This is a genomic window from Streptomyces sp. NPDC050842, from assembly GCF_044456565.1.
Taxonomy (GTDB): domain Bacteria; phylum Actinomycetota; class Actinomycetes; order Streptomycetales; family Streptomycetaceae; genus Streptomyces.
In genome coordinates this window covers 788,923-806,211 of sequence record NZ_JBITGA010000003.1, presented here as the reverse complement: position 1 = coordinate 806,211, position 17,289 = coordinate 788,923, and the positions used below count along the sequence as shown (strand labels likewise).

The 17,289-nt window shown below is 71.8% G+C and carries 13 protein-coding genes; 3 read left to right on the top strand and 10 right to left on the bottom strand.

The genetic code is table 11. The annotated features are described in order from the left end of the window. Positions 1 to 18: 18 nt before the first annotated feature. Both ACIBG6_RS12815 and ACIBG6_RS12810 read right to left on the bottom strand, forming a co-directional pair. Positions 19 to 873, bottom strand: coding sequence for a MaoC/PaaZ C-terminal domain-containing protein (locus tag ACIBG6_RS12815; protein ID WP_399222602.1), 855 nt, complete (start codon positions 871 to 873; stop codon positions 19 to 21). Between the two features lie 441 nt (positions 874 to 1,314). Further along, the gene (locus tag ACIBG6_RS12810) at positions 1,315 to 1,695 is read right to left on the bottom strand and encodes a hypothetical protein (protein WP_399222601.1); all 381 of its coding nucleotides are present in this window, start codon (positions 1,693 to 1,695) and stop codon (positions 1,315 to 1,317) included. Between the two features lie 164 nt (positions 1,696 to 1,859). Here ACIBG6_RS12810 and ACIBG6_RS12805 point away from each other — a divergent pair, with 164 nt between their 5' ends. Further along, positions 1,860 to 2,492, top strand: coding sequence for a response regulator (locus ACIBG6_RS12805; RefSeq protein ID WP_399222700.1), 633 nt, complete (start codon positions 1,860 to 1,862; stop codon positions 2,490 to 2,492). 12 nt (positions 2,493 to 2,504) lie between these two features. Here ACIBG6_RS12805 and ACIBG6_RS12800 read toward each other — a convergent pair whose 3' ends face one another. From ACIBG6_RS12800 to ACIBG6_RS12770, 7 genes are all read right to left on the bottom strand, one after another. Beyond that, the gene (locus ACIBG6_RS12800) at positions 2,505 to 3,794 is read right to left on the bottom strand and encodes a phospholipase D-like domain-containing protein (RefSeq protein ID WP_399222600.1); all 1,290 of its coding nucleotides are present in this window, start codon (positions 3,792 to 3,794) and stop codon (positions 2,505 to 2,507) included. A gap of 25 nt (positions 3,795 to 3,819) precedes the next feature. Then, positions 3,820 to 5,304: an MFS transporter gene (locus ACIBG6_RS12795; protein WP_399222598.1), complete on the bottom strand. Its 1,485-nt coding sequence runs from the start codon at positions 5,302 to 5,304 to the stop codon at positions 3,820 to 3,822. Between the two features lie 73 nt (positions 5,305 to 5,377). Continuing rightward, positions 5,378 to 6,577 carry a lipid-transfer protein gene (locus tag ACIBG6_RS12790; RefSeq protein ID WP_399222596.1) on the bottom strand — a complete coding sequence of 400 codons (1,200 nt, stop codon included), beginning with the start codon at positions 6,575 to 6,577 and terminating at the stop codon, positions 5,378 to 5,380. A 13-nt stretch (positions 6,578 to 6,590) separates the two neighbouring features. Next, positions 6,591 to 8,765, bottom strand: coding sequence for an acyl-CoA dehydrogenase (locus ACIBG6_RS12785; RefSeq protein ID WP_399222595.1), 2,175 nt, complete (start codon positions 8,763 to 8,765; stop codon positions 6,591 to 6,593). A 186-nt stretch (positions 8,766 to 8,951) separates the two neighbouring features. Then, positions 8,952 to 9,359, bottom strand: coding sequence for a hypothetical protein (locus tag ACIBG6_RS12780; RefSeq protein WP_399222594.1), 408 nt, complete (start codon positions 9,357 to 9,359; stop codon positions 8,952 to 8,954). A 19-nt stretch (positions 9,360 to 9,378) separates the two neighbouring features. Further along, positions 9,379 to 13,911: a polymorphic toxin type 27 domain-containing protein gene (locus ACIBG6_RS12775; RefSeq protein WP_399222699.1), complete on the bottom strand. Its 4,533-nt coding sequence runs from the start codon at positions 13,909 to 13,911 to the stop codon at positions 9,379 to 9,381. Between the two features lie 347 nt (positions 13,912 to 14,258). Next, positions 14,259 to 15,257, bottom strand: a complete 999-nt coding sequence (locus tag ACIBG6_RS12770) for a GlxA family transcriptional regulator (RefSeq protein ID WP_399222593.1) — start codon at positions 15,255 to 15,257, stop codon at positions 14,259 to 14,261. Positions 15,258 to 15,309: 52 nt separating this feature from the next. On the opposite strand from ACIBG6_RS12770, the gene ACIBG6_RS12765 reads away from it, so the two are divergent. Continuing rightward, positions 15,310 to 15,714, top strand: a complete 405-nt coding sequence (locus ACIBG6_RS12765) for a cupin domain-containing protein (protein ID WP_399222592.1) — start codon at positions 15,310 to 15,312, stop codon at positions 15,712 to 15,714. Between the two features lie 26 nt (positions 15,715 to 15,740). Here the strand turns inward: ACIBG6_RS12765 and ACIBG6_RS12760 are convergent, their stop codons facing one another. Next, the gene (locus ACIBG6_RS12760) at positions 15,741 to 16,715 is read right to left on the bottom strand and encodes an endonuclease/exonuclease/phosphatase family protein (protein WP_399222590.1); all 975 of its coding nucleotides are present in this window, start codon (positions 16,713 to 16,715) and stop codon (positions 15,741 to 15,743) included. Between the two features lie 133 nt (positions 16,716 to 16,848). On the opposite strand from ACIBG6_RS12760, the gene ACIBG6_RS12755 reads away from it, so the two are divergent. After that, the gene (locus ACIBG6_RS12755; protein WP_399222589.1) at positions 16,849 to 17,253 is read left to right on the top strand and encodes a DUF4259 domain-containing protein; all 405 of its coding nucleotides are present in this window, start codon (positions 16,849 to 16,851) and stop codon (positions 17,251 to 17,253) included. The last annotated feature ends 36 nt before the right edge of the window (positions 17,254 to 17,289 follow it).

Sequence of the window (17,289 nt, the reverse complement as noted above, 5' to 3'; positions counted from 1 at the left end):
GGGAATGGGTACGGAGTGTCAGGAGTGCTCGACGACGGTGTCGGCGAGGACGGGGGCGTCGTCGCGCTCCACGGCGGTGACCGCCACCTGGACGCTGCCCTCGCCTGCCCACATCCGCAGGCGCAGGGTCTCGCCGGGGAAGACGATCCCGGCGAAGCGCGTGCGGTACGAGCGGACGCGGGTGACGTCCCCGTCGAGCAGGGTGTCGACGACGGCCTTGAGGGTCATGCCGTACGAGCAGAGGCCGTGCAGGATCGGCCGATCGAAGCCGGCGAGCTTGGCGAACTCGGGGTCGGCGTGGAGCGGGTTCCAGTCGCCGGAGAGCCGGTAGAGCAGGGCCTGTTCCTCGCGGATCGGCCGCTCGACGGTGGCGTCGGGCTCCCGCTCCGGGAGCGCGAGGCGCTCGGAGGGTCCGCGGTCGCCACCCCAGCCGCCTTCGCCGCGGACGAAGATCTGGGCGTCGTTGGTCCAGAGCGGGCCGTCGGCGTCGGAGGCCTCGGAGCGCAGGACGAGGACGGCGGCCTTGCCCTTGTCGTAGACGGCGGCGACGCGGGAGGTGGAGACGGCGCGGCCGCTGACGGGGACGGGCCGGTGGAGCGTGACCGACTGGCCGCCGTGCAGGACGGCGGCGAGGTCGATGTCGATGCCGGGGGCGGAGAGCCCTCCGACGACGCCCATGCCGGCGCCCGCGACGGTGGCGAAGCTGGGGAGGACGTGGAGCCTGGACTCCAGGGTGTAGCGGAGCTCGTCGGGGTCGGTCGCCGGCAGGCCGGCGCCCAGTCCCAGGTGGTAGAGCTGGACGTCCTTGTGGTCCCAGGAGATCTCGGCGCTGCGGGGTTCGGCGGCGACGGCCTTGGCGGGGTCGATCGGCATCGGGCTGCTGCTCCTCGTGGGCGAGGTGGCGGGAAAGACCTCGGCGCGACCGTCCGCACCGTCGGTCGCACCGAGGCCGTGCGGGACCGTCCCGGAACGCGGCCGTTCTAGAACGCGTTCTAGGTCGGTGGATCTCATGTATAGCCGAGGCGAAAGGAGTTGGGAACCCTCCCGACACCCCCTACCTGACGAGCCGTCAGCACATGGTCCCGGGGCATTTGTCCCGGCCAGGTCCGTACATCCCCGCCTGCCGGACGGGGCCGCCGGATTCCGGCTCCCTCCCCTTCACCCTCCTCGTCATGTACGCGGCGGTCTCGTGAGGCGCGGACTCGGGCCCGGCTCCCAAGGGCGGCTTCCGGGACTCCGGGGAACTCCCCACGGGGAGCACGGGGGAGGGTCATGACGACGAGGCCGAGGGGAGGCAGACCCTGAGAAGCCGAGTCACGGGACGATGTACACGCCCTCGTCATCCGGACTACCGACCTGAACCTTGCACTCCTTCAGGTTCAGGATCTCTACCTGATGAATGAGATCGTTGAGTACGGCGGTTTCCTGTTCTCCGTACGACTCATCCATGTATTCGTCAAGATAAAGCGCTGACGCAAAGCTCGCGTGCGCTTCGCTGAAAGCGGCACCGGCGGCGTGAAGTCTGTCGATCTCGCTTCGCTGTTCGTCCGGCTGCTCCAGTGCGCGCCAGCTCCCCACCAGGTGCCGCATGGACACGGAGACTTCCTGCGATGCGTTCGACGCGGCGTTTCGATCAGTTTGCTCGGGGTTGGTCTTCCGTATGAGCTCCTCGTGATTCTTCCGCAGGCTCACCACCCATGAATGCCTCCTAGAGGCGGATCACGCGGATCACGGTTTTAGTGTCCCCCCGCATTGATGCACACGCACCTCGGCAGGACCACGCCCCGCCGACGCGTCGAGCAGGGCGCGTGGCCGGGCCCCAACAGGCGGTCCGCCATACGCTGTTCCCTGTGACCGAGATGCCTCAGGACCACCGCCCGGCAAAGTCCGTACGAGTCCTCCTCGCCGAGGACCAGGGCATGACGCGCGGCGCGCTGGCCCTGCTGCTCGGGATGGAGCGCGACATCGAGGTCGTGGCGCAGGTCGGGCGGGGGGACGAGATCGTGGACGCGGCGCTGCTCGCGCGGCCCGACGTGGCCCTTCTCGACATCGAGCTGCCGGGGCGCAGCGGTCTCGACGCCGCCGCCGACCTCCGGGACGAGGTCCCGGACTGCCGGGTCCTGATCCTCACGACCTTCGGCAGGCCGGGCTGTCTGCGCCGGGCGATGGAGGCCGGTGCGGCGGGGTTCCTCGTGAAGGACGGGCCCGTGGAGGAGCTGGCCGAGGCGGTCCGGAAGGCGCTCCGCGGCGAGACGGTCATCGATCCGGCCCTCGCTGCCGCCGCGCTCGGCGCCGGTCCGAACCCGCTGACCGGCCGGGAGCGGGAGGCCCTGGCCGCCTCGGTGGACGGCGCGACGATCGCGGACATCGCGGCCCGGCTCCAGCTGTCCGAGTCCACCGTCCGCGACTACCTGTCCTCGGCGATCGGCAAGACGTCCACCCGCAACCGCGTGGAGGCGGTGCGGGCGGCACGTCGGCAGGGGTGGCTGTAGTCCCGGACGTCCCTACAGGCCCTCGGACTGGGCCGCCGCCCGCTGGGCCTCGAAGTTCCCCACGTACGCGTCGAAGACCGCCGCGTCCTCGTACTTGAGCAGCGTCTCGTCGTTGTACCGGAGCGCCGTCGTCGTGTAGGTGTGACTGCCGGTGAAGACGATCTTCTTGTTCGCGCCGCCGTAGTACGTGCCCTCGATCAGCAGGTACTTGGTGTGGGAGTCGGAGCCGCCGCGCTTGTCGTTGTCGAGCTGGTGCAGGGTGATGCGGCCCTTGCCGGTCACCGGCCTGGTGAGCCAGTTGGCCACCTGCCCCATGGGCTTGTCGTCGGTGGTCCAGTTGTCGAGCGAGCGGTAGACGATCTCGATGTGGCAGCCCGCGTTGGCGAGTTCCCACAGCTTCTTCGCCACGTCGGTGCGGGTGATGTGCCCCTGGGCGATGCGGATCTTCGTACGGCCGTCGGTCGTGCCGAAGCCCGGGGAGTTGCCGCCGCAGGAGTCCGCGGTGCCGACCGGGGCCACCGTGGCGAGGATGTTGACGACGGGGTCGATGGTCGCCCGCGGGAAGAAGTAGACCTTCGCCTTGCCCGCCTGGGTGTCGTGCGCGTAGTCGGCGACCTGCGGCGTCTGTCCGACGGCGGCGGCGGCCTGGTCGTCGAAGTACCCGGCGTACGCGTCGAACAGTGCCGTGTTGCCGGCGACCGTCAGCGCGTCGTTCCACCAGTCGTCGAGGTCCTGCCCGGTGAGGTTCCCGGAGGACTGCACCAGCACGTCGTCGACGTACGTGTCGCCCTTGCCCTTGGTGCGGGAGAACAGGAAGAACTTGTTGTGGTTGACGTTGTCGTACGTGCCGTTCGGGTCCGCCTCCGTGGTGCCCGGGTCCAGGGCCAGGCAGGCCTCCTCCGCCTTGCAGCCGCGGACCCACGAGTCGGGGCTGCCCGCCGGGTCCGCCAGCCGGGTCTTCAGGGTGTCGAGCCCCGCCGACCTGCTGTCGTCGTCGACGACGACCTGGACGGCGACGCCCCTCTTGTGGGCGTCTCCCAGCTTGTTGGCCAGGTACCCCGACTGGAACAGGTAGAGGGAGATCCGGATGGACGACCCGGCCTCCGCGCCGTCGACGAGGTCGCCGAGGTGGTAGAGAATCCGCCCCCGAGCGGCGGCGTCGGTGCTGTTCGGCTCGTTGAACAGGGCGCCGGTGGTCACCGCGAGGACGGGCTCGGCCGACGCCGACGGCGCGACCGTGAGGGCGGCGCCGACGGCGAGCGCGGTCACGGCCGTTCTGAACTTGCTCTTGATCGATATCACCCGGGGATTGTCGCCCGGGGATACGTCAACCGGCGCGCCGCACCGGCTTCGGGAGCCACAGGAGCATCAGGACCGACGCCGCCACGAGGACCCCGGCCGAGACCCGGAAGGCCATGGCGTAGCCGGGGACCAGGTAGGCCTGGGACGCCAGGGAGGCCGGGTCCACGTAGTCCTCGAAGGCGACGTAGCCGCTCGTGGGCGTGGCCACCGCCGCCGCGACCGTGGAGAGGACGGACAGACCGAGGGCTCCGCCCATCGTGCGGGAGGTGTTGACGAGGCCGGAGACGAGACCCGCGTCGCCCGGTTCCGCGTGGGAGGTGGCGAGCGTGGCCAGGGGGGTGGTGGCCAGGCCGATGCCCGCCATCATCACGACGCCGGGGCCCAGGATCGTCCCGAGGAAGGTGCCGTCGGCGGTCAGCGTCGACTGCCAGGCGAAGCCTGCCGCGCCGATGAGTGCGCCGGTCACGGCGACGTTCCGGGCGCCGAGGACCGGCATGAGGCGCGGGGCCAGCTTGGAGCCCAGGATGACGCTGAGGGAGCTGGGGACGAGGGCGAGGCCGGCCTGGATCGGGGTGTAGCCGAGGACGTTCTGCGCGTACACCGTCATGAAGAACCACATGCCGAAGGAGCTCGAACCGCACAGCAGGATCGCCGCGTTGGCCGCCGACACGGCCCGGTTGCGGAAGATCTTCAGCGGCATCAGCGGGGCCGCCGTGCGCGCCTCGACGGCGACGAAGACGGCGAGGAGGGCGAGGCCGCCGAGGAGCGTCAGGAGGGTGGCCGGGTCGGTCCAGCCCGCCTCCTCGGTCTGGACGATGCCGTACGCGAGGGTGGCGAGCCCGCCGGTGACGAGGACGGCGCCCGGCAGGTCGAGGCGGCGGCCGGTGCCGGTGGCGCCCTCGCGGAGCCAGAGCAGGGCGGCGGCGAGGACGAGGACGCCTATGGGGACGTTGATGAGGAGGACCCAGCGCCAGGAGAGCAGGTCGACGAGGACGCCGCCGACGAAGCCGCCCGCCGCGCCGCCGGCCGCGCCGACCGCCGTCCAGGTGGCGATGGCCCGGGTGCGGGCGGGTCCGGCCGCGACGGCGCCGGTCACGAGGGTCAGCGTGGCGGGCGAGACGAGGGCGGCGCCGAGGCCCTGCACGGCGCGGGCGCCGATCAGGTACTGGCCCTCGGGCGCGAGGCCGCCGACGACGGACGCGGCGGTGAAGAGCCCGAGCCCGAGCAGGAACATCGCCTTCCGCCCGTAGAGGTCGGCGGCCCGTCCGCCGAGCAGCATGAAGCCGGCGAAGGCGATCGAGTACGCGCTGAGCACCCATTGCAGGCCGAACGCGGAGAGCCCGAGGTCGGTCCGCATGGACGGCAGGGCGACGTTCACGACGGAGACGTCGAGGACGACGAGGAACTGGCCGGCGCAGGCGGTCAGGACGACCAGCCACGGGCGGGGCGTGCGTATCGAGGAGGCGAGGGATGCGCTCGTGGCGGAGTCGGTCTGCGGCATGAATGTCATGGTCGCAGACCGACTCCGCCCCGTACATGGGCATTCCGCCCTACGACCTCCAAGGGCGGGCGTCCCCGTGGACCTACGCCTTCCGCAGCAGCGTCACCACCGCCGCACCGCCCAGGCCGATGTTGTGCGCGAGCCCGACCCGCGCCCCCGTGACCTGGCGCGGGCCTGCCTCGCCGCGCAGCTGCCACACCAGCTCCGTCGCCTGCGCGAGGCCGGTCGCGCCCAGCGGGTGGCCCTTGGAGATGAGCCCGCCGGACGGGTTCACGACCCACCGTCCGCCGTACGTGGTGGCGCCGGACTCGACGAGTTTGCCGGAGGCGCCCTCCTCGCACATGCCGAGCGCCTCGTACGTGAGCAGTTCGTTGATCGAGAAGCAGTCGTGGAGCTCGATGACGTCGACGTCCTCGATGCCGAGCCCGGAGCGCTCGTACACCTGGCGTGCGGCGGCCCGGGACATCGGGCGGCCGACGGCGTCGATGCAGGAGCCGGAGGCGAAGGACTCCCCGGTGTCGGTGGTCATCGCCTGGGCGGCGATCTCCACGGCCCTCCCCCGCAGCCCGTGTTCCTCGACGAACCGTTCGGAGACGACGACGGCCGCCGCCGAGCCGTCGGAGGTGGGCGAGCACTGGAGCTTGGTGAGCGGCCGGTGGACGGTCCTGGCGGCGAGGATCTCGTCGACCGTGTAGACGTCCTGGAACTGGGCGTTCGGGTTGTTCGCCGAGTGCTGGTGGTTCTTGGCGCCGACGGCCGCGAGCTGCACCTCGGTCGTCCCGTACCGCTCCATGTGCTCCCGGGCCGCGTTGCCGAAGATCTGCGCGGTGGGCGGGGACATCTCGAAGCCGTGGGCGGCGGCCATGATGCCGTAGTGCCGGGCGACCGGCGAGGTCTTGAAGTCCTCGGCACCCGACGAGCCTCCCCCGCCGAGCGAGCCCCGCGCCATCTTCTCGAAGCCGAGGGCGAGGACGCAGTCCGCGATGCCGCCCTCGACGAACTGCCGGGCGGTCATGAGGGCGGTGGAGCCGGTCGCGCAGTTGTTGTTGAGGTTGTAGACGGGAATGCCGGTGAGCCCCAGTTCGTACACGGCCCGCTGCCCGGCGGTGGAGGCCTGGAAGCAGTAGCCGACGGCCGCCTGTTCCACGCTCTCGTACGGGACGCCGGCGTCGGCGAGGGCGGCGGTGCCCGCCTCCTTCGCCATGTCCCAGTACTGCCAGTCCCGGGTCTCCGGCTTCTCGAACTTCGTCATCCCGACACCGACGACGTACGCCTTGCCCATCAGAGGATCCCCCTCAGTCTCTCGGCAGGCCGAGCAGGCGCTCGGCGACGACATTGAGCTGTACTTGGGTGGTGCCGCCCGCGATGGTGAGGCAGCGGGACATGAGCATTCCGTGCAGCGCCCGTTCGCCGGGCCCCTCGCGCAACGCGCCCTCGTGGCCGAGGAGTTCGAGGATGAGTTCGGCCGTCTTCTGCTGATGGAGGGTCTGGACGAGCTTGCGGACGCTGGCGCCCGCGCCCGGTTCGAGGCCGGACACCTGGAGCAGGGTGGTGCGCAGGCCGATGCAGGCGAGGGCGTGCGCCTCGGCGACGAGGCCGCCGATCCGCGCGCGGACGGAGCTGTCGTGCTGCGCGGCCTGCTCGATGAGGGCTTCGAGTCCGGTGTCGAAGGCGACCTGGTCGGCCATGTGGACGCGTTCGTTGCCGAGGGTGTTGCGGGCGACCCGCCAGCCGTCGTTCACCTCGCCGACGACGGCGTCGGCGGGGAGGACCGCGTCGTCGAACCAGACCTCGTTGAAGAGGGAGTCCCCGGTGATCTCCTTGAGCGGCCGGATGTCGATGCCGGGGGTGTTCCGCATGTCGACGAGGAAGTAGGTCAGCCCCTTGTGCTTGGGGGCGGTGGGGTCGGTGCGGGCGAGCAGGATGCCGTGGTGGGCCCACTGGGCGGCGCTCGTCCACACCTTCTGTCCGGTGATCCGCCAGCCGCCGTCCTCGGTGCGTTCGGCGCGGGTGCGGAGGGAGGCGAGGTCGGAGCCGGCGCCGGGTTCGGAGAAGAGCTGGCACCAGAGCCGTTCGCCGCGCAGGGTCGGCCCGAGGTGCGTCTCCTGCTGCTCGGGGGTGCCGTGGGCGAGGAGGGAGGGTACGACCCAGGCACCGATCCCGAGCCCGGGCAGGGCGATCCCGGCCTCGTCCAGCTCCCGCTGCACGGCGAGCTGCTGGAGGGGTCCGGCGCCGAGTCCGTACGGCTCCGGGAGGTGCGGGGCGGCGTAGCCGGTGGGGGCGAGGGCGCGCCGGGCGGCGGCCGGTTCGAGCCCGACGGCGGGGGCGACGGCTTCGCGGGCCTCCCTCCTGTACGCGTCGGCCTCGGGCGGCAGGTCGAGGCGGAGGCCGCGCCGGACACCGTCGGAGGCGTGCCGCAGGGCGGCGAGACGGTGGTGGTCGCCGGTGCCGAGGAGCTGGCGGGCGACGACGGCGCGGCGGAGCAGGAGGTGGGCGTCGTGTTCCCAGGTGAAGCCGATGCCGCCGAGGATCTGGATGCAGTCCTTGGCGCAGGTGTACGCGGCGTCGAGGGCGGTGGCGGCGGCGAGCGCGGCGGTCAGGGAGCGGGCCTCGTCGTGTCCGGCGCGGGCGGCGTCCCAGGTGAGGGCGCGGGCCTGTTCGAGCCGGACGAGCATGTCGGCGCAGAGGTGTTTGACGCCCTGGAACTGTCCGATGGGCCGCCCGAACTGCTCGCGGGTGCGCGCGTGTTCGGCGGCGGTCTCGACGGCCCGGGCGGCGGTCCCGCAGGCGTCGGCGGCGAGGAGGACGGCGGCGAGGTCCCGCACGAGGCCGGTACCGATGTCCCTGCCCAAGGCGAGTTCGCGTGCGGCGGGGACGTGGACGGCGCGGGCGGTGAGTTCGCCGGTGGGCCGGGTCGGGTCGGCGCTCTCGTGGGCCCGGACGGCGAGCCCTTCGGTGTCGACGGCGAGCCAGACGGAGCCGTCGGCGGTGGCGGCCCGGAGGAGGACGAGGTCGGCCTGAGCCCCGCCGAGGACGGGGGGCGCGGCGCCGTCGAGGAGCCAGCCGCTCGCGGTCCGTACGGCGGTGAGGCTCCCCGTACCGCCGAGGGCGACGGCCGCGATCCGCTCGCCGCGCGCGATCGAGGCGGCCAATTGCCCCTGCCCGGCCCGCTGGAGGACCTCGGCGGCGAGGACGGACGGCAGGTACGGCCCCGGCAGCAGCGCCTGCGCGGCCTCCTCGACGACGACGGCGAGGTCGACGAGATCGCCGCCCCCGCCGTCGTACTCCTCGGGGAGGTGGAGCCCGAGGAGGCCCTGCTCGACGGCGGCGTCCCAGTAGGCGGGCCGGCCGGCGGCGGCGTCGGGGACGTCCAGGTGTTTGCGGACCTCTTCGGGAGGTACGGCGCGGGTGAGCCAGCCGCGGACGGATCGGGCGAGCTCCCGCTGTTCGTGCGTGATGGCGATGCCCATGCGCCGCAGACTAGAACACGTTCCATTCTGACGGAAGGTCAGATGACGGTCGGATGATGGTCGGATCCGGCCCGGGCGGTCCCGGCGGTCCGTTCAAGGGCGTCGACGAGGGGCCGGTCATGCCGAGAGGGCGGCGCCCGCGATACGGGTGCCGCCCTCACCTTGCGTGTCCTCAGCGCCGAGGCGTCAGAAGAGGTTGCCCGAATCCACCGGGAAGTCCGGCGGCCAGGGGCCGTCGAACAGCGACTCCCGGCCGTCCATCAGCGCGTACTCCGCCTCGCGCCAGTCCGGAGGGCTGCTGACGACGAAGCTGTCGCCGTCAGGGTCCAGCATCCAGGTGTGAACCGCCTCGTCCGGCTCCAGCCCGTGCCGCTCCGCCAGCACGGCGAACTGCTCCGGACCGGCGCGCCGGATGTGGAGGCCGTTGCGGTAGTAGGGCTGCAGGAACATCAGCCTCACGTGGCCGATGTGCACCTCGATGTGGGTCGAGGTGCCGTCGATCAGCGTCGCCTCGCTCTGCAGGAAGAGCTGCCGGTGGGACGGGTTGAACCCGGACACCCGGAACAGCCTCCCGGTACGGATGAATTCGGTCATGCCCGAAGCCCTCTCTTGATTACGGCACCGGATTCCCGTTGGCCAGCTTGAAGCGCTCGGGGAAGACTTCCTTGCCGCCCATGCGCCACTCGATCGACGACCAGTTACGGGCGCCCGTCCGGACCGCGGTGCGCAGCTTTATCATCTCCCACGCGGTGCCGAAGCCACTGGACCTGATCAACTTCCAGTCGCTGCCGACGATCGTCTCGCCCCGCTGCAGGAGCAGCTTGAGCGCCTCGTCGGCGTTGGCGGCGCCGGCGACGCCGTCCAGGGAGACCGTCAACCGCACGTTGGGGTTGGACACCGACCTCTCGACTCCGACCGTCCAGATCGGACGCTCACCCATACCCATGTCCCGCGGCAGGCTCGTGCCGTAGGCACCGTTGTTGAACGTCTTGGCACCGATCGTCCTCGCCAGGTCGTCCGCGTAGGGGTTGATGCCGAGGACGACGTGGTCTCCGTCCTTCACCAGGTCCTTGAGGATCTTCTGGATGCACTCCTCAGGCGTTTCCTGGGCAGCGAACGCCAGAACGCGGACGGTCGGGCCCGCCCTCGAAGCGGCTGACGTACAGGCCTCGAACGCCACCTGCATGATCTTGCTGGCGATGCCCGCGGCTGCGGCCTCGGAGAACCGGAGGGAGCGCAGGGCAGCCCACGCGTCGATGAATCCGATTCCGGTCCTGGCGGCGGCGTCCACCGCCAGGACGGCATCCGCGAGGGGGCGGATGACCTTGCCGGCGAACAGGAGGGCCACATCCACCACGGCCCAGGCGCAACCGCCCCAGCTCCCGTTCTCACCACCGGGGGTGAGTTTCTGGGCGCATCGGATCCAGCTGCCGAAGAGGATGTCGATGGGATCGACGCCCTGCTGGTACTCCCCGATCGTGATGGTGTGCGTGACCTCGGTGTACTGCGTGTCCGTCTTGTACTCCTCCAGGAACACCATGTCCCCGGAGAAGCACGAGTTCTCCCATACCTCCGTCTTGCACAGGTACAGGTCGAGGTCGGCCTTGTAGCCGATCCTCGTGGTCATCGTGCAGTCGCCGTCGTAGAAGAGCTGGTCCCACCAGCCGTCGCAGCCCTCGGTCTTCTTCAGGACCTGCGGCTTGCCGACCTGCTCGATGTTGTCGACGACGTAGAACACGCCACCGATGAGCCCGCCGGCCCCGTCAGGGACCGTCCCGGTCTCGATCTGCTGGGTGTTCCCCGCGTTCTCGGCCTGCGTCGCCGCGTCCTGGGCGGACTCGGCGTACGCCTGGGCGTCCTTGGCGGCTTCCTCCGCCGCCGTCGCCGCGGCGTCGGCCCGCTCGGCGGCGGCCCTGGCCTGGCTCGCGGACTCCTCCGCCTGCGTGGCGGCCGCGCGGGCGGCGGCGGCGTCGAGGGCGGCGGCGTCGGCGGAGGCGCGGGCGGCTTCGGCGTAGCCTTCGGCGCGGCCCGCGGCCTTGTCGGCGGCCTCCGCGTCGGCGGCGGCCTGCTGCCCGTACTCGATGGTGCGGGCCAGTGACTGCTGCGCCTTCGCCGCGGCGGTCGCCGCCGCGGCCGCGTAGGCCAGTGCCTCCTTCGAGTAGCCGCGGGCGTCAGCGGCGTGCTTGGCGGCGTTCGCCGCGTGCTGGTAGGCGGCCTTGGCGTCGCCCTGTGCCTGGTCGGCGATGGCCTGGGCGGCCGCCGCTTCCTCGGCCGCGTTGACGGCGTGGGCGTCGGCAACGGCCTTCTGCTGCTCGGCGATGGTCTTCGCCGCCTGGCCGGACAGGACCACCAGAGAAGCGGCCGAGTCCTTGGTGACGTACGGCGAGCCGAGCTGGATCGCGTCGTTCGCGGGAGCCGCGACCTGCGCGGCCGAGTTCCCGGCGTCCACGGCCGCCTGCGCGGTGACGTAGGCGAACCCCGCCGCCTTCGCCGCGGCGACGGTGGCCTTGTCGGCCTCGGCCTTGGCCGCGTCCGCCTCGGCCTTGGCCGTCTTCGCCTTCGCCTCGGCCTCGTCGGCCGCTTCGACCGACAACGCGGCCTCGGCCGAGGCGTGCTCGGAGGCGTCGATGGCGTCGGCGGCGGCGCTGGTCGCGGTGCGCACCGCGGCGTCCGCCCGCAGCTTCGCCGCCTGCGCCTCGTCCGCGGCAGCCCGGGAGCGCTTGGCGGCGGCCTCCGCGCGGGTCGCTGCCGCGTCCGCGTCCGCTGCCGCCTGAGTGGCCGCGTCGGCCGCGGTACGGGCCCGGCCGGCCGCCGCCTCGGCGTCGTCCGCGTGCCCGTCGGCCGCGTTGGCCGCCGCCCGCGCGGCGTCCGCCGCGTCCCCGGCTTCCAGGGATTCGGCGTAGGCGAGCTTGGCGTCGGCCTTGGCGCGTGCCGCGTCCGCCTTCTGCTGGGCGTCCCACGCGTCGTCGCGCAGTTCCTTGGCACGATCCCGGGCGGTCTCGGCGTCCTTCTGCCGGGCCACCGCCGTGGTCTCCGCCGCCTCGGCGTTGACCTTGGCGGTCTCGGCGTTGGCCGCTTCGGTTTCCGCGGTCCGCCGGTGCTGGGCCGCCTCCGACTTCTTGAGGTCGGCGGTCTCCTTCTCCTTCTTCGCCGTGGCCGCTTCGGCCTCGGCCTTCAGCCGCTTCGCGTGCGCGTCGGCCGCCGCCGCCTTGGCGTCCGCCTCCGCGATCAGGGACTCGGCGAGCTTGGCCTCGGCCAGCTCCTTGTCCTTCTTGGCGTTGTCACGGTGCAGCTTGGCCGCGTCCGCGGCCGCCTTGGCCTGCAGTTCGGCCCGGTAGGCCGCCTGCTTGCGGAACTCCGCCTTGGACTGCGCGGCCTGCGCCAGCGCCCGCTGGGCGATCGTGGCGCTGTCCGCGGCAGCCGCCCGGGTGGCCGCCTCGGCGGTCTCGCCGGCCTTCACCAGCGCCGCGACCGCGGCCGCCGCTCCCTGCGTGACCTGCGCCTTCTGCTGGCCTACCAGCAGACCCCGGCCCCGCGGCGCCCCGTTGGCGTCCGCGATCGCGTACGCCGCCTGCTCGGCGGTGACACTGGCGCTCTGGGCGGCCGTCGCCTCCGTCGCCCGGCTCTTGAGCTCGGCCAGGTCGACCGCCGCCCCTGTGCGCGCGGCACTCAGCCGCTGCGACGCCTTGGTGAACTCCGCCGACGGCGGAACGCTGCCGTTGTGCTCGGTGACCTTGAACAGCACCTTCTGCGTGGAGCTGGTGCTGCAGGCGGCCGCGAGCGCGTCCTGTCCGGAGAGGTACGTGGGGAAGCCCAGGCACTTGTTCGCGCCCAGGTTCTGGAGGGTGGCGGCGGCCCGGACGCTGAACTTCCACGCCTGCATGGGCGTGCCGTTGCACGTCCAGATCTGGATCTTCGTCTGGTTGGTGGCGACGTCGAGGCACTTCTGCGCGTTGACGTTCAGCAGGCTGTAGCCCGCGCCGTAGTGCCCGTTGATCTTCCACTGCTGGGCGGCCGCCGTGGAGCAGGAGACGACCTCGACAGCCGTGCCGTTCGCGGTGCCGGAACCCTGCACGCCCAGGCACTTGCCTGTCGCGCCCGGGATCTGGATGGCCATCGGGGAGGAGCCGATCCAACCGATGCCGCCCGCGGACCAGTAGTCCTGCCAGCGGGTGATGTGGTCGGCGACCCACGAGTGGCCGAGCAGCCTGCCCATCGACTCGGAGGCCCGGGTCAGCGCCTGGACGGCGTTCTTGTTCGCGGTGAGGATGCCGTTGCGCTGGGCGGCCTGCGAGCCGAGCTCCTGCTGCCACTCCGCCCCGGCGGTCGCGGAGACCTCGCCCAGGACCTTCTCCGGGTCGATCGGATCACGCCACGCGCAGGCGGCGAAGCGGGACTTGAGGTCCTCGACCGCGACCCGGTGCTCGGCGGTACCCGGCACCGGCGCCTTGTTCGGGAAGCCGCCCGAGCTCAGGAAGAGGCGGGCGTTGTCCGCGCCGGTCGGCTCCAGGCTCCAGTCCGTCAGGTACTCGTAGGCGTCCCGCAGGGCGATCTGCCGGTTCCAGTCCGGCACGGACGGACTGGGGTCGCTGCCGTACAGCGGCTGTCCCAGAGCCTTGACCGCCGCGACGGTCTCCGCGTCGGCCCGCGGAGTGGCGTCCTCGTAGAAGTCGCTCTCGTCCTTCCAGAACCGGTCGGCGATCCACGCCGTGAGGCCGGTCTGGGAGTGGAAGTCCTCACCGTCGTCACCGCTGGTCCCCGGCGGCCACTCGAAGTCGGTGACGGAACCGAAGCCGCCGGGCGTCTCAAGCCCGGTGATCTTCCAGCTGGTGTGGAGCGCGTCGAGCCGGTTCAGCTCGACGAGCGCGGCATCCCGGTCCGACGTGTACGCGGTGGCGAGCGGAGTGCCCTCCCAGTATTCCCGGTCGGCCAGCTCCCGCAGCCGCTCCGGACTCTGGTTGAGCCCGTCCTGCGCGGTGGCGGCCATGGCCGGCCCGCCCAGCCGCAGTACGTCGCTCATCAGGCACTGGTCCTGCCGCAACCGCTCGGCGGCGGTGTCCTCGTACCAGTCGTAGTCGGAGGCGGCGAGCTGGGTCCGCGGTGTCGTGTAGTCGGCGCTCACACCCACCCCGGCCACCACGGCCATGGCGAGCAGCGGCGGGAGCAGACGGCTGGTCAAGCGGGAAAGTCGATACAAGGGTTCGGGAGACCCTGGGGGTCTGGAGCGCAAGGGAGTACCACTTCTGCTCAGGGAGCCGACCGAAGGATCCGGCGAGGCCGGCATGACTCGGCGGCCTCGCGCCCTCGAACCTGACGGCCGCTCAAGTAAGAGGTCCGGCCATAGAACAAAGGCTCGAACCCGGGGGCAGGATGGTACCCACAGAGCGGTCGGCGTGGATAGGCAATTGATCTTTCCCAGAAGGGAAGTTGAGCGGATGAGCGGCGACCACGCGGTGCCGCCGAGAGCGGCGTCATCCGCGCGGGCGACCGGTACTACCCGGGACCGACCGAGGGTCCGAACCGGCGCCTGTACTCGGACGGGGCGAGGCCCGTCTCGCGGCGCATCAGGGCGCGCAGGTGCGCCGCCGTGCCGAGCCCGCTGCTCCGCGCGACCGCGTCGAGGCGCGCCTCGCCCCGCTCGATGAGCCGGCATGCCAGGGCGACGCGCTCCCCCGTGAGCCAGGCCAACGGCGTCGTCCCCAGCTGCGCCCGGAACCGGCGGTGCAGGGTCGCGGGGCTGACGGCGGCGCGGGAGGCCAGGTCGGCGACCGTCAGGGGCTCGTCGAGGCGCTCGAGCGCCCAGGCGAGGACCGGCGCGAGGGACTCGTCGGGGATGTCGGGTACGGGCCGCTCGACGAACTGCCGCTGCCCGCCGTCCCGGTGGGCCGCGAAGACGAGCCGCCGGCTGACGGCGTTGGCGACCTCGGCGCCGTGGTCACGCCGGACGACGTGCAGCCCGAGGTCGAGCGCGGCGGCGCTGCCGGCGGCGGTGAGGATGTCGCCGTCGTCGACGAAGAGGACGTCCTCTTCGAGGGTCACGGCCGGGAAGCGGGCGCGGAAGGAGTCCGCCCACTGCCAGTGCGCGGTGGCCCGCCGCCCGTCGAGCACCCCGGCCTCGGCGAGCGTGAAGGCGCCGCTGCAGAAACCGACGAGCCGCGCCCCGCGTGCGTGCGCCCGCCGGACGGCATCGAGCACCGCCGGGCGGCGCGGCACCGCGACGTCGGGACGGTTGGGGACGATCACGGTGTCCGCCGTCTCGGTCGCCTCCAGACCGGCGACGCCGGAGAGCGTGAAGAAACCGTCCCTCATGAGGGTGTCCGGCTCGGGTGAGCAGAGCCGGAAGTCGTACAGCTCACGGCCGAGTTCGGGCCGGCGCAGACCGAAGATCTCGGTGGCGCACCCGAGCTCGAACGGGTTGGAGTTCGCGTCGACGATCACGACGACCCGGTGGAGGGGGTCCGGCGAGAGCGGCTGAGAGGATCCTTGCGGCATGTGCGATTCCTAGCACTCACACGGCCCGGGCTCCGGCCGCGAGGATCCCCTCATGAGCGACGACGACCACGCACCCATCGCCCTCGACCGGGCCCTTGCCTCCTTCGACGCCCTGTGGAGCCCCCGCATCGTGACCCAGGTCAACGACTACGACGTCCGCGTCGCCAAGGTCGCGGGCGAGCACGTCTGGCACGCCCACGACCACACCGACGAGTTCTTCCTCGTCCTCGACGGCGAACTGCACCTCGCCCTGCGCGAACCGGCCGGGGAACGCACGGTGCGGCTCCCCCGGGGTTCGGTCTTCACCGTCCCGCGCGGCACGGAGCACAAGCCGCACGCCCCCGACGGCGCCTCGATCCTCATGTTCGAGCCCACGGGGACGTCGACGGTCGGCGACCGCCACGACGACCTTCCGGGACACGTCGACGAGACGACTGGGCACGCGCTCGACGCCTGACGGGGACGGACGGACGGGGGGCGGGGCTACTTCTCCCAGGCCGCCGCGCCTCGGAGGAGGTGGTGGTCGGACAGCTTCTTCGTGCAGGGCAGCGCATCCCCCTGCACGGTCTTGAACCACTCGTAGCTCAGGAACAGGTAGTCGATCTTGCTGGTCTCCTCCGTGTGGGCCGAGCAGCCCGGGCTGGCGGTCTCCTCACCGCTGCGGCAGCGGTCCGCCTCCTGGAGGCAGCCGGCGCCGAACTCCGCCTTGTCGTTCTCGTCGACCTCCTGGAACCGGCCGGCCGAACCCGTCCCGTGGTTGTAGAGGACGTTCATGTCCTGGTGCTCGGGAAGCTGGTTGAAGTCCCCCGCGAGGACCACGGCCTCGCCGTCCGTCCGACCGGCCTCGACGAGCTCCGCCACCTTGGCGACCTGAAGCGTCGTGGTCGCGTCGTGGAAGTCGATGTGGGTATTGCAGGCCCGGACCACTCGGCCGTCCAGACCGGCCCGGGCGCACAGGAGGATGCGGTCCTCGGTCGGGGCCGTGGCCACCTCGGGCAGGAACGTCACGCTGCGCGAGCCGGCGACGATCGAGCCCGTCCCCTTGGAGAAGATCGCCAGGCCGAAGCGGCGGTCGTCCTGGTCCCACTGGTCGCAGTCGGAGGCGGTGCCCAGCGACGCACCCCACACGGTGTCGTAGCTGTCCGTCCCGACGCGCCACTGGGGCGACAGCGCGTCGCGGATCAGCTTCCACTGGCCGTAGCAGAGCTCCTGGAGCATGACCAGGTCGCTGTCCCAGGTGTCGATCTCCTCCACGAGCCCGGACACCCACGCGGACCTGGCCGCGTTCGTCTCCGCCGGGAGCGGGCACTTCGCCCCGCACACGTTGTACGAGATGAAGCGCAGCGGCTTCGCGGTCTCCGGGGTGACCTCGTCGGCCTGGGCGGGCCCCGTTCCGGCGGTGAGGAGCAGGCCTATCGAGAAGAGCGCGGCAAGCAGCGCTCTGAACGACGCGCGCATGGGCACGTCCTTTCATGATCGGTAACGGACGGCGCATCCTCGCACGGCCGTCCGCGCCCCGGGGCGTTGTCAGTGGGTCCTGTCACGATGCACGGAACACGGACAGAACGCGGACAGTGGGAGTGAACACACCATGGGCACCTGGGACATCGGCCCCTTCGACAACGACACCGCCGCCGACTTCTCGTACCGCGTGGACGAGGCCCCGGCGGAGAAGCGGGCGGAGGTGCTGCGCGAGGCGTTCCGCGAGGTGACGGCGACAGGTGACGACTACCTGGACTCGGACGTGGCTGTGGAGGCCATCGCGTCGGCGGCGCTGGTCGCCGCGCAGTGCCCGGGCGGCGACCCGGTCACGACCGCGTACGGCCCGAAGGAGCCCCTGCCCGACCTGCCGGTGGAATTGCGTCCGCTGGCCGTCGCGGCCCTGGACCGGGTGCTCGTCGCGCCGTCCGAACTCCTCGAACTCTGGGAGGAGTCGGACGGCGACGAGTGGAAGGCCGGCATACGGACGCTGCGGGCCGTCCTCGCGGGAAGCTGACCCGTCAGATCGACCCGTCAGGTCGATCCGTCAGGT